Raw genomic sequence first — 12,793 nt, forward strand, 5'->3', positions numbered from 1 at the left:
GAAAAGAGCTGAGCGAACTATGAGAACATATTCTTTTTCTTTCCACAAGGTTCTCAGCGCACTGATTCTGGCCGGTGCCTGCCTTCTGGCAGGCACTGCCGTTTCTGCGGCTGATATTCCTTCTGCCCTGCCTTCTGCAGAGCTTCCCTCTCTCCCGGACTACGGAGCCTCGGATGCCTATTCCCGCTCCTATGGTACCCTTCCGGAGAGTTATGATTCCCGCAAACTGGGACTGATCACTCCCGTCCGCAACCAGAATCCCTGGGGAACCTGTTGGGCTTTTGGAGCTCTCGGTGCCGGAGAAGCCAGCCTGATCAAAAAAGGTCTGGCTGACCCTTCTGTTGATCTTTCCGAACTTCATCTGTCTTACTTTTTCTTCCACGCTCCCACCGATCCTCTTGGCAATACAAAAAACGACTCTGTCAGTCTCCCTGCTACCGCCGCTAACTATCTGGAATCCGGTGGAAACAACCTCTTCACCATGTTTGAACTGGCTAGCTGGGCAGGTGCTGCTTCGGAAACCATCGCTCCTTATGAAACTGCTTCCACGGTTCCTTCTCTGAATTCCTCTCTGGCTTACGAGGATACTGCCCATCTTCAGAATGCCCGTTTCGTCAGCACTGCAGATCTGAACAGCGTAAAAAAACTGATCATGGAATATGGAGCCGTTTCTTCTGCTTTTTATTATGACAGCCGTTATCTTTCCAACAGCAGCAGTTATTATTATCCCAAGGTTGCTTCCTACAACAACCATATCGTAACTCTGGTCGGCTGGGATGATAATTATGCCGCCTATCATTTCAACGAAGGCAGCCGCCCTTCGGCTCCCGGTGCCTGGATCGCCAAAAACAGCCATGGAACCAGCTTCGGCGATGGCGGTTACTTCTATATTTCCTATGAAGATAAGACGCTGAATAACCGGAAAGACGCTCTTTCCTATGCCTTTGATCTGGAAAAAGCCGATAATTATGATCATAATTATCAATACGACGGTTCCTTTGGTGCCTCCACCCTGAATCTGGACAACGGAGAATGTCTGGCAAATATTTTTACCGTCAGTGGAAATCCGTCCGGCAGAGAACAGCTGAAGGCCATTTCCTTCGCCCTTTATACTCCGGATGTCTACTACAGCATCCAGGTCTACAAAAACCCCGATCCCGGGGAACCGGAAAGCGGAACGGCCATGTTTTCTTCCAAGCAGTATGGAAGTACCACCTACAGCGGTTACTATACAATCCCGCTGAAAACCCAGCCGGTCTTCCAGGAAGGTGATACCTTTTCCGTTGTCCTTACCTTCCGCGGAAAAAGTCAAAGTTATGTAGATACCTTTGTGGATTATACTTCCAACACGGCAGGCATCCAGTTTCAATCCTCCGCCACCGTAGGTCAGAGCTTCTATAAAAGCAGCGGCACCTGGAAGGATATGACAAGAATCGGAAACAAAAGTGCCGTGGCCCGCATCAAAGCCTTTACAAAAGACACAGCTGCCGCCGCTACTTCAGGTACCGGCTCCGGCTCTTCTGGAACGGTCAATATTTCCACACCAAGGATCCGTACCTACCGCTGCCCGGGCTACAACAGCGTTTATCTTTCCTGGACAGCAGTCAGCGGTGCTACCGGCTATAAAATCTATCGAAGCACCTCACCAAACGGTACTTATACACGGCTCCTTAACACCAGACGCACCAGTTTTACCGATACGAAACGGCGGACCGGAACCAATTATTACTACCGGATCCGTGCTTATAAAACCTCAGGCAGCACGACGATCCACAGCGGCTATTCCAACACGGTCCGCGTCCGCGTGATCCCGGCAACGCCTTCGATCAAGAAGATCCGTTTAGCCAACAACAAAAAGAATCTGCTGATTACCTGGAATGCAGTCAACGGAGCCACCGGTTACTCCATTTACCGCAGCACCAGCAAAAATGGTACTTATCGGAGGATCAAGATCATCACCTCCGGCCGTACCCTTTCCTATCTCACAAATCTTCCGAAAAAAGGAAGTGCTTATTATTACAAGGTACAGGCCTACCGCACCGTCAACAACAAACGGGTCTGCGGTTACTCTTCTTCACCCAAAGGCTATTACCGGCAAAAATAATTATTTCTGAAAAAAGACGTCTCACGCTCATCCATCCGGTGAACGCGAGACGCCTTTTTAATTGTCTTTTTTCTTTCCGCTGATCTTTCTTGCAATAAAATACCGTGGTCTTCCTTTGACCTCCTCATAGATCTTTGCAATGTAAATTCCTATGATCCCAAGACTCAGCATGATCAGGCTTCCTATGATCAGAAGCAGCAGGATCACCGTGGTAAAACCTTCCAAAGCATGACCACAGAAATATTTTACCAGAGACTGGATTCCCAATACGATCGCAAAAAACAACGTCAGGACACCGGCCACCGTGATCATCTGTAAAGGTGCAGACGAAAAGCCCACAATATTCCTTACCGCATACTTGATCAGAGACCAGGTAGACCACTTGGATTCTCCCTCCGTCCTTTCCTGCACATCAAATTCCACACTGGTCGTCAGATATCCCACCCAGGAAGAAAGTGCCCGGAAAAAAGCATTTCTCTCCGGCATGGAGAGCAGTGCCTCCACTGCTTTCCGGTCCATCAGTTTGAAATCCGAAGCCCGGGACATATCGATCTGCACCGCTTTACTCATGATCTTATAAAACATCCCGGCACTTGCTCTGTGAAGAACACTTTCCTTTCCACGGCTTCTTTTCACGCCTTCTACGACTTCATAGCCCTGCTCCCAGAGACGGTACATCTCCACCAGAGTCTCCGGCGGATGCTGCAGATCACAGTCCATGACAGCGATACAATCGCCTTCCGCATTGGCAAGACCTGCAAAAATAGCAGATTCCTTACCAAAATTTCTGGAAAAACGGATCCCCGTCACATGCGTATTCTTCTCTGCCGCTTTCTCGATCATTTCCCAGGTCTGATCTCTGGAACCATCATTTACAAAAACCAACTCAAAAGGTATTTTTTCTCTTTCCATAATCCCGCTCACAACCTCTGTTGTCTTCCAGATCATTTTCTCTTCATTATAAGCGGGGATTACAATTGATAACATCCTGTCTGTTCCTCTCTAAAAGTCAATTTCCTTCAGATAACGGCCAAGTGCGTCCTGCCAGGTCGGAAGAGGCTGGAAACCATTCTCCACCAGTTTACTCTTGTCCAGTCTGGAGTTGAAGGGACGTTTTGCCTTGGAAGCGCCGTACTCTGCGGTTGTCACCGGTTTTACCTCTACTTTGGCATATTCCGGATGTCCCTGTTCAATGGCCTGCCGGAAGATTTCTTTCGTGAAATCATACCAGCTGATGTAACCGCCCTCATTGGTCGCATGATAATAACCATACTTCTCCGTCTCGATCATATCCACCAGGAGGCGTGCCAGATCATAGGTGTACGTCGGGGTTCCGATCTGGTCACAGACAACGGTCAGCCTGTCATGTGTCTTACCAAGATTCAGCATGGTCTTGATAAAGTTCTTTCCATTCACACCAAATACCCAGGCGATCCGGACAATGAAGTATTTCTCCAGATTTTCAGATACAGCCAGTTCTCCGCCAAGCTTTGTCTCACCATAAACATTCAGCGGTTTATAAGCCTTGCAGTCCGGCTGCCAGGGCTCCGTGCCCATTCCGTCAAAAACATAATCCGTAGAGATGTATACCATCTTGCAATCCAGCTTCTTGCAGGCAAGAGCAATATTCTCGGTTCCGGTCACATTGACTTTGCGGACCTTCTCCACCTTGTCATCATCTTCTGCCAGATCCACGGCCGTCCAGGCTGCACAGTGTACCACCACATCCGGCTTGATCTCCGTCAGCGCCTTCTCCACGGCCTCTTGGTCCGTGATATCCAGCTGGACATACGGCATCGTCGTCACAGCGCTGCCGTCTGCTGCTCCGCTGTATTCCGGAGCGATATCAGAACCAATGCCCTCATAGCCTCTTTTTTCCAGTTCATTCATCACGTCATGGCCCAGCTGTCCGCCGACGCCTGTCACAAAAATCTTCATAATATTCATTCTCCTTTTTCTTAGTTTTCTATATGCGTTAAATAACTTCCAAAATCCTTTTTATTTTACTATAGCTGTAAGCATTTCGCAAGACTACCGAAAATCCTGTCTCACATTTCTTATCGGATCAGAGCCTTCTTTGTAAAACGGGCATTCAAAATTTCTATCATTTTTACATAGACATACGCCATCAGCAGTCCCATCAGGAATACGCAAACGGGCTTTGTAATATGATAAAAAGATATTGCAAAGGTTCCTGCATTCTTATCCGTCTTTAAGATCAGTTTTACTGTTATGGAGCAAAGTTTAGCTGCTATTCCCTGAAACGCATAAATATATAAAGAATACTTTCTTCCGATCACTGCCAAAATATGATTTTCCGAAACCTTAATCTGAGGATCATGAGTCGCATAATATATCACAAGAAATGCGAACACGGTATTAAAAATATAATTATTTGCTCCCTGAATCGATGAATTCGCATGAAAGGCCATGCTTTCTGCAAAAAGCAAACATACTGAAAGAAAAGAGAATACCATGATAGTCCGATCAGTCAGCCATTTGATATTTATCTTTGGCATGTTAAAACCTATGGTAAACATGGGGATTGCGGCAAAAAGAAAATTTCTGCTCCAATAGTACGGTAATTTCGCATCAAAAAAAATCACACTATATTTTCCCAGGAGATAATACAGTAATAACAGTACCGGAGAGATCGCAGTAAGAAAATGGTAACCTCTTTTAAAATAAGAAGCTATGCCATAGATCACCAGGCAATAAGCATAAGCCAATAAATACCATAAAATCCCGGAAAATAACGGTACATTAAACACTACTAATTTCCAAATTGCCTCGCCATTGAGTGAAAAAGTACCTGTTTCCGCAAGTGATGCAAAACCGTTCAAACAATAGCATATAAGAAAAATCAGTTCAAAAATCACAAACTGCTGCAGCATTTTTACAGCTCTTTTAAAAAACCATCTGCTGCTACTCGGATCCTTTTCTACATGCTTTGCTGCAAAATAACCGGATATCATAAAAAACAGAGGAACACCACAACGTCCCAGCATATCCTGGATATCTATGATTTCTTGTTGAAATTTTACGGCAGGCATATGCAGCATGACAACGCCAAAACAGGCCAGACACTTGATCGCATCGATTAGATGGTTTCTTTCTTTTTCCATTTTTTTATTTCCTTATATTTTAGCAAGATCCACATCTTTCTCTGTTAATTGCTTTTCTGCAATCTTCAAGTTACCATGAAATTCTTTTTCTAATCTTTTTCTTAAATTTACATAAGATGGACTAGCTTTTAAATTAGGAGTTGACGATGTAACTACAACTCTTCCATAAACATGCGCTGTTGTTTTGAAAAAGTCTTTAAACTGCTCCAATGCTCCATTTATCTGTTTTAAAGAATGTGCGATATCTACCCCTTTTAATTCCACCAGTACTGCATCTCTCGCCGCCGTATTTAAAACAAACAGATAATCGCACTTGCAAAGACCTGCATCAACTGATTTATCCAGAGAAATAATTCCACCATCCATTTTATACAAAATCACATGATTCTTGTTTGTATTTTCAAGAATGTACTTCTTTTTTCTCTCCTCGCATTTCACATTTGACCTTTTATCTGAAGATGTTATACAGTTTTTGCTATCATTGACACATTTTTTTACTTTTTCTCCATTTAACTGACTCTCAACACATTCCGTTAAATGTCTACATTTCATCCTTCCATCTCCATAAGTTCTTCTAATTCTCTATTGGTAACCGAAGAAACTTCATCAATATAATCTGTATCTATCATGTGACTTTCCGAATCCATCAAACTTATCGGAACATCTGATTCACTAGTAAGTTTAAAAGCTGCAAATTTTTCAAAGGAAAGCCGTAAACTTTTAGGAATAACGGTTCTGTTTTTTCCTTTAAAGCGAGTCTCTATCTTATCTGAATACAGTAAAATATTTAATGAAGTCAAAATATAGGGGCTATGGGTTGTAATAACCACACTGCTGCCCGTCGAATTTGACATTAACGCCAGTAAATCAACAACTTTCTTCTGGGCCAAAGGAAATAAATGTGCTTCCGGTTCTTCTACTATAAAGAAGCATTTTCTCTTTTCCAATATAAAAATAAAAGAAAGCATTAAAATCCATAATACTTCTTGCTGTCCAGAAGAACTATACATAAGTTTTACCCAATGATACTCATCAAAGTAAACTTTTTCACCATCTGTCTCGCTGGTATAATCCGCTTTAAAAATTTCATGAATCAACTCATAGGCCATATCCAGAGAGCTGTTATTGATCTGACCACTGACCGTTTTTGTATATTCTTTCACAATGTCGGGAATCTTACTGCCAAAACGGTTTTTTGTATTTCTGATCAAGGTTATAAATTCCTGCATCGTCAAATCCATATCTGCAATGGAAAAGTCATGCAGCTGCTCTGACATCATTGCCAAAAGACTCCTGCCCGCCGGAACATAAACAATATCACGGTCATTCTCAAACAGTTTTTCAAGTCTTGCGCTTATCTGTTTTTTTAGCATAGCAAGTGCCGTCATGCTGTCTAAAACAGAGCTTATCTCCTTACTTTTCAGATCAACCAGATACATTTTCGCTGACTCATCAATAAGACCCTGTATGCTTTTTTTCAGAAAATCATCAAACAGAAAACGAACATAACCATCCCGATTTAATTGTATTACTACTTTCTTATCATTAAATATATATGTGATTTTAAATCGTGGCATATGAGTTGTCTTTCCAAAGCATCCCATAAACTGCCTGGTCAGATATTTTAAGTAAAGACTGTAATATTCATTTTCGTGATTATAAGTAAACTGATTTGCATCCATCAAGAAATCCAAAGTATAATCTCTGATTTTCTGACAAAAATAGACGACTTTACAGATAGTACTTTTTCCAGACGCCTGTGCTCCTATAAAAAGCTGCATTTGTTTTTCCAAAGAAACCCTTGCTTCCTTTACAGGTCCAAAATTTTCTATATAGATTTCATTCATGCCACATCACCATCCTTCTAAGCCTGGAATCTTTTTTATTCTACTATACAGTTTTTTTCGCAACTACAAGGCTTCGCTATATCAATCTTTTTATCTCATAACCGCCACCAGATTTGTCTTATCAAAAATATTATTGTACTGGATGGTCTCATATTGTTCTAATATTTTTTTGTAGTCCTCCGGCAAATTTTCATCAATGGCAAACCATTGACCATTTTTATCCTGCACATTACCTCTATTGATAACTGGCAATGTTTCTTTGATTGTCAAAAGACTTTTTTCATATAAACTCATCTTCAAACCAGCTTTTTGAAGAATATAAGAACCAAAATAATTAGAACTCATATTTTCTTCTGTTGTCTCACAGAGATAATTACACCAGATTATATATGGGGTCATATATTTCTTTTCTAATTCTTCTATTGTTAAATTTTCTTCCTTTTTCCCAAATAATTCATCATAAAATTCATCTTCAATAGCAGGTTGATGATCTCCGAACATAACTACCATTGTGGTTTCATTGAGATTTTTAAAATATTCCAGTAATCTTTTTAATTCTTGATCAGACACATTAATTGCTGAAAAATATGTTTCCGCAAGCGGATATTCTTTATCATAGTTTAAATCCACCGTAGGCACAAAATCACCAGAACTATCCTTATCATAACTCCCATGGTTTTGCATCGTAACACAAAACTCGAATAAACGCTCACCTTTATTTTTTGCTTCAACTTGTTGTATTATTTTATCATATGCACTTTTATCATCCGCACACCATCGCAGACAGCTAATTTTATCTTCCCAATTTTCCAGACAAAAGAATTTATCAAACTGCATTTTTTGATATGCCACATTTCTATTCCAGTTTGTCCCATCAAATGGATGTAGAGCAATTGAGTAATATCCCTGCTGTCGCAACGTATACGTCAGTCCATACTCTGGATCGTGTGTATAAAATCCATATGCTGAACTTCCCGCAGGAAGAAATTGCTTTGAATTTCCAGTAAGAACTTCGTATTCTGTTTCTGCTGTTCCTCCTCCAAAAACAGGTACATAAAGATATCCCTTGCTGACATTATCAAGGCTTTTAATATATTGCAAAATAGAATCCTCAGTAGCTATTTCATTTATAACTTCCAAATTTGCAAAGCTTTCATTCATAATAACTATTATATTTTCAGGAACTATTAAGGTTTTCTCTTCCTTATCACTCGTTAGATTATCAACAATCTCTTCAACATTTTTTATAGAATAACTTTTCGGTCGTTTTACCTTCATGTAATGTCCTTCTGCAAGAAGCGTATATATATACCCTTTTTCGTTATAATCACTAGAAATATCCCATAAATTCAGTTCGCTAAAAATTCCAATATTATTAAGATTAATCCCTACTATAACCAGAATCAAGCTATATCCAGACCACAACAGATAACGTACCGTCCGCCTCTTATTTTCACTGATTTCCCCTTTTTGGAATAGCAACTGTAACACAATAAAAAACAAGAAACACAATATGTAAATACATACTTGTAGTGAAATATCATAATTATAAGAACCTGCGACTGTAGTTGCTGTTTTTATATTCACAATATCAAACAGTGTAATTGCTTGTCCTCTAAATTTCATTACAAAATATTCAGCCAGTGCAAGAATAAGCATACAAGTATCCATAATTATAATGGATATTTTTACTTTTTTAAATAGAATCGCCAACCAACTGAAAAACACATAATATATCAAAAGATTTAACCATACATATTCTTTTCTTACACTAGCAGATTCTGTTGCAATAAGTTGTACCAAAAAAAAGACAGCTGGGACATTTACAATCCACAAAGCAGCGTTTATTTTTTTATTTATCTTTTCACCGTACTTATTATAGCTATTTTTCAAGATAAGTAGCAACAATATTAAAACCCCTTCAAATATCAAAAAATAAACGAATGGAGTAAGATTGCTATAATTATATACGTAGGTCAGTTCAATATTTCCTTCTTCTTTTTTTCCATTAAATGTATAACATATATTTTCTCTGGCACTCTCCGAGGCAATAAAACATTTCATATAAACCTTGTTTTTTCCCTGTTTTATTCCTGACTGAGTAAATTTCAGCTGATATCGTTCTCCAACATTTACCTTCGTTCTTACTGAAAATACATACTCATGCCAATCTTCAAAACTGTCTGCTCCAATTTCCTCTTCATATAATAGTTCTTCATTGGAATCACACAATTGAATTTTCAGTTTTAAACTTCTATCATCATCTTGTGGATTATTTATCGCAAAACGTATTTGAATTTCTTCTAGCTTCTCTTTCTGCGGAACAAAAAACTGAACCATTTCATCTGAACATTTTGTGAATTCTTCTGTAAATTTACAGTCTGGATTATCTTGATAAAGCATTCCTGACGAAAAAATATAATTCTCATTCATTTGTGATTTCAATGCACTGATATTAACAAAAAGTACAAGTACTAAAAGTATAGCAGCTTGTACTTTTTTACATGGGATCTTGCTCATTTGAGAATCAATCCTTTTTTTCACTATTTTCCTTCGCATCATTTTCCTTCTCTTCTAAAGCAATATGCTGTACTAATTCTTTTAGTTTTGTTTCAAGAAGAGATAACTCAATTGTCATAAAAAACACTTTGATCAATAAAACAAAAATAATGAACGCAAACACAAGATTTGCAGGTGAATAAACGCCTAATATTTTCGAAAACAAATTAAAAACTTCAGGGAAAATTGCTGAAATAACCAAAAATGCCGAAAATACAATCCAAAAGATTGCATATTCAATCTGAAGTTTAAATTTTTTTATTCTCTTTAACATAGAATATGTACTTAATATCGCAATTAAAACCAGTAAGATTCTCAATGAAATTGACATAGCGCATTCTCCTTCTTTTTATTTTTTTACAGGTCTTTCTCTGAAATTCTGCATAATTAAAATAGACAACATCATTCTTAACATATATAAAATAGATTTTGTAAAATTCAAGTAACTTTCTCCAGCTTCTCTTTCATCCATTGATACTTGTACTTCTGATATTTTTACTCCTTTTTTTATCAAGAAAGAAATCGTATCTGGTTCCGGACCATAATTGATATTATAGGCAAACTCTTGCATAACATTTCTTCCAAAAAGTCGCATTCCCGACGTTGGATCTGTAATTATTTTTCCTGTTGTGATTTTTATTGCCAAACTAATCAAACGGTTTCCTATCATCCTTGCTGAAAATGGTTTTTTCTCTGTTACAAATCGAGAACCAATTACAACGTCATACCCCTTAACAATTTCTTTATACATTTTTTCAATATATTCTGCTCTATGCTGTCCATCAGCATCAAATTGGATTGCATAATCATATTTATTTTGATATGCATACTTCATTCCTGTTTGAAAAGCTCCTGCCAAACCTAAATTTACCGGTAAATCTATAATATTATATCCGTTTTTGTGACATATTTCGGAAGTGCGATCTTTTGATCCATCATTTATAATTACATAATCATATTGCGGAAAATTATTTTTAATATTATCTACTACATTTTCTATAGATGCTTCTTCATTAAATGCGGGAATAATTAGTAATACACTCATTTGTTTTTTCCTCCGTTTTATGCATTATTAGATTCTTCAGATTTTTTGTAAACCTTTCCAATTGCTTTTGCTATTTTTTCCGGCCAAAATTTTTTTAAAATTTCTACATCTTCCAGAGTCCTAAGATTAGAACCAATAATTTCTGTGGTAGTTGACTGTTCATGAACTCTGTGTCCCATCAGGCTTTTGGGATGATAAACAAATGAACCATTTTTCCTTGATAAAAGTTCCCAGGCTTCCCAGTCAATATTACTTTTATATCCTTGCTTAAATAACTCTTCAGGCAGATTTTCTTTTACATAAGTAACCGCCGGACAACAAATAGGATTTCCAAAAGCTAAGGCTGTTCTTTTTACTATTTTTCTACTCTGAAGTACTTTCGCTCTTAATGGATAAAGCAAAATTCTTTTTATTTTTAGATTCTTTGTAACAGCAACTTTCATTCCATTCTTTATTTCATAGTAATCCGAGAAAAATATTAATGGTTTTTTATTTTTTTCAAGCATAGAAATTGCTGTTTTGGCATAATCTGCATCGTATATATCATCTTGATGAGCAATAGTAACATACTTTGTATTTGCTTTTTTATATGCAAAATTCCAGTCTTTTGCTATATCTGATTTATGCTCGGCTACATACAAAGGAATATCATATTTTTTTGCCATCTCTCTTATAAATGGAATGTCGGTAGACGTTGAAATAAGTACATTACTTTTTATTGTCTGTTTCAAAATAGAGCAAATACATTCCTCAAGATACTCACTTTTCTTATATGCACATATTACAAAAGTATGTTTCATCATCCTATTTTCCTTTCCTCGTATTCTTCTTTAGAAGACAAAGTCATTTTTCACTTTTCATAGTTCTTTTTTCAGAATGTCTCAATCCAATCGATAAAATGATCATATCAATAAATAATGATAGAATTAAGATGTAATTTGCTCCCTGCATATTATACTTACGAATTAAGACAGGTGCAAATATAACATTTAGCAAAAAACCGACAAGATTTCCAAATACCAGAATTTTCATATTTCGAACTACAATAAGCAACATTGACAAGAACAATATAACAGCCATTAATGCTGTTGAAATAACTATTGGCTGCAATAGATAGGAATGTTTCAAAATTTCTTTACCAAACAACAGCTGTAATCCCCAATCCCCAAGATATTGACAGCAGACCAAAGCACACACAATAAGAACTGAAACCAATCCAAGGCATTTTATTATTAATTTATCAAATTTTCTTTTATCTCCCGTTCTATAAAGTTCGGCAAAAACGCCCACTAGTGGTGTAAATATATAAGTTGCTGCGACTTGCACAATTACCGCAGGGGAAGAAATAGATGCATAATATCCCAATAATTCTTCACCACAAATAGCTTCTATATAATATCTTGTAACTACAGTAATTGCGTTTAACAATGTGGAATATATCGTCAGCGGTATTGAATAAATCAGAAGCGAAATAATGTCATTTTTATTTACTTTCCTTATAATCGAATCGACTTTTTTGGTTTTTCGTAATTCAAATACGATAAACTCTGCAAAAGATACCACTGTCATTCCAATAATAGCCAACAGTAAACCTTTCCCTATAGAAAGAATAGTTATAAATATGGATACGATAAGAACACCTCTAATAGCAAGAGCTTTTCCTACAATATCCAACCTCCATTTTTTCTGCAATATTCCATGATAGACATCTGTCAGAGCATCAATCATTCGATATACAGACATACCTATTATGCACAGTGCCTGATATCTACTATAAGCATTGAGCAACAGAAAAAAAATACACCCTGCAAATGCAATAGAAGCAGTAATATATCTTACGCAAATATATGTATAATTCGAATATCGTTCTTTGACATCAGAAACTTGATAATTTCGTATTCCCGCCAGTGAGACACTTTGGACTACATTTGCAATTGAAATAGCTAACGATAATATTCCTGCTTCTGAATAACTGCCAAAACGTACAACCAGTATATTTAGGAGCCATAAACAGCCTAAATAAACACCACTACCTAATGTATTCCAGATGAATGCCTTACTTATATTATTATCCATTCTAAAATCCTTATCAACGATACCTTTCCTTTAAATA

At 37.7% G+C, this 12,793-nt stretch carries 11 protein-coding genes; 1 reads left to right on the plus strand and 10 read right to left on the minus strand.

From position 1 onward, the window contains the following. Positions 1 to 19: 19 nt before the first annotated feature. Complete coding sequence (locus DXA57_RS02200) at positions 20 to 2,104, plus strand: lectin like domain-containing protein (RefSeq protein WP_117764256.1); 2,085 nt, start codon at positions 20 to 22, stop codon at positions 2,102 to 2,104. Positions 2,105 to 2,161: 57 nt separating this feature from the next. Here DXA57_RS02200 and DXA57_RS02205 read toward each other — a convergent pair whose 3' ends face one another. The 10 genes from DXA57_RS02205 to DXA57_RS02250 form a co-directional block, all read right to left on the minus strand. Continuing rightward, positions 2,162 to 3,091: a glycosyltransferase family 2 protein gene (locus tag DXA57_RS02205; protein WP_117764257.1), complete on the minus strand. Its 930-nt coding sequence runs from the start codon at positions 3,089 to 3,091 to the stop codon at positions 2,162 to 2,164. 15 nt (positions 3,092 to 3,106) lie between these two features. Beyond that, a complete protein-coding gene (gene rfbD / locus DXA57_RS02210) occupies positions 3,107 to 4,042 on the minus strand; it encodes a dTDP-4-dehydrorhamnose reductase (protein ID WP_117764258.1) in 936 nt (311 codons plus the stop codon). A 119-nt stretch (positions 4,043 to 4,161) separates the two neighbouring features. Beyond that, on the minus strand, positions 4,162 to 5,229 hold the full coding sequence (locus DXA57_RS02215) for an acyltransferase family protein (RefSeq protein ID WP_117764259.1): 1,068 nt from the start codon (positions 5,227 to 5,229) through the stop codon (positions 4,162 to 4,164). A gap of 12 nt (positions 5,230 to 5,241) precedes the next feature. Next, positions 5,242 to 5,781 (minus strand): hypothetical protein, encoded by a 540-nt coding sequence (locus DXA57_RS02220; protein WP_117764260.1) that lies wholly within the window; start codon positions 5,779 to 5,781, stop codon positions 5,242 to 5,244. Next, positions 5,778 to 7,076 (minus strand): AAA family ATPase, encoded by a 1,299-nt coding sequence (locus tag DXA57_RS02225; protein ID WP_117764261.1) that lies wholly within the window; start codon positions 7,074 to 7,076, stop codon positions 5,778 to 5,780. Before DXA57_RS02225 ends, DXA57_RS02220 begins: the two co-directional genes overlap by 4 nt. Before the next feature lie 90 nt (positions 7,077 to 7,166). Continuing rightward, positions 7,167 to 9,596 carry an LTA synthase family protein gene (locus DXA57_RS02230; RefSeq protein ID WP_158571210.1) on the minus strand — a complete coding sequence of 810 codons (2,430 nt, stop codon included), beginning with the start codon at positions 9,594 to 9,596 and terminating at the stop codon, positions 7,167 to 7,169. Between the two features lie 7 nt (positions 9,597 to 9,603). Then, positions 9,604 to 9,966, minus strand: a complete 363-nt coding sequence (locus tag DXA57_RS02235) for a DUF2304 domain-containing protein (protein WP_117764263.1) — start codon at positions 9,964 to 9,966, stop codon at positions 9,604 to 9,606. 18 nt (positions 9,967 to 9,984) lie between these two features. Next, positions 9,985 to 10,680, minus strand: coding sequence for a glycosyltransferase family 2 protein (locus tag DXA57_RS02240; RefSeq protein WP_117764264.1), 696 nt, complete (start codon positions 10,678 to 10,680; stop codon positions 9,985 to 9,987). A 17-nt stretch (positions 10,681 to 10,697) separates the two neighbouring features. Beyond that, positions 10,698 to 11,483, minus strand: coding sequence for a glycosyltransferase (locus DXA57_RS02245; protein ID WP_117764265.1), 786 nt, complete (start codon positions 11,481 to 11,483; stop codon positions 10,698 to 10,700). A gap of 40 nt (positions 11,484 to 11,523) precedes the next feature. Next, entirely contained in the window at positions 11,524 to 12,756 is a 1,233-nt protein-coding gene (locus DXA57_RS02250; RefSeq protein ID WP_117764266.1) for a lipopolysaccharide biosynthesis protein, read from the minus strand. Positions 12,757 to 12,793 lie beyond the last annotated feature (37 nt).

Origin of the sequence: Blautia sp. OF03-15BH, assembly GCF_003463065.1 — a bacterium.
Taxonomy (GTDB): domain Bacteria; phylum Bacillota; class Clostridia; order Lachnospirales; family Lachnospiraceae; genus Limivivens.

Bases quoted from the DNA above. Each gene is read 5' to 3' on its own strand.
- DXA57_RS02200 (WP_117764256.1), top strand. From the start codon at position 20: ATGAGAACATATTCTTTTTCTTTCCACAAGGTTCTCAGCGCACTGATT.
- DXA57_RS02205 (WP_117764257.1), bottom strand. From the start codon at position 3,091: ATGTTATCAATTGTAATCCCCGCTTATAATGAAGAGAAAATGATCTGG.
- rfbD (WP_117764258.1), bottom strand. From the start codon at position 4,042: ATGAAGATTTTTGTGACAGGCGTCGGCGGACAGCTGGGCCATGACGTG.
- DXA57_RS02215 (WP_117764259.1), bottom strand. From the start codon at position 5,229: ATGGAAAAAGAAAGAAACCATCTAATCGATGCGATCAAGTGTCTGGCC.
- DXA57_RS02220 (WP_117764260.1), bottom strand. From the start codon at position 5,781: ATGAAATGTAGACATTTAACGGAATGTGTTGAGAGTCAGTTAAATGGA.
- DXA57_RS02225 (WP_117764261.1), bottom strand. From the start codon at position 7,076: ATGAATGAAATCTATATAGAAAATTTTGGACCTGTAAAGGAAGCAAGG.
- DXA57_RS02230 (WP_158571210.1), bottom strand. From the start codon at position 9,596: ATGAGCAAGATCCCATGTAAAAAAGTACAAGCTGCTATACTTTTAGTA.
- DXA57_RS02235 (WP_117764263.1), bottom strand. From the start codon at position 9,966: ATGTCAATTTCATTGAGAATCTTACTGGTTTTAATTGCGATATTAAGT.
- DXA57_RS02240 (WP_117764264.1), bottom strand. From the start codon at position 10,680: ATGAGTGTATTACTAATTATTCCCGCATTTAATGAAGAAGCATCTATA.
- DXA57_RS02245 (WP_117764265.1), bottom strand. From the start codon at position 11,483: ATGATGAAACATACTTTTGTAATATGTGCATATAAGAAAAGTGAGTAT.
- DXA57_RS02250 (WP_117764266.1), bottom strand. From the start codon at position 12,756: ATGGATAATAATATAAGTAAGGCATTCATCTGGAATACATTAGGTAGT.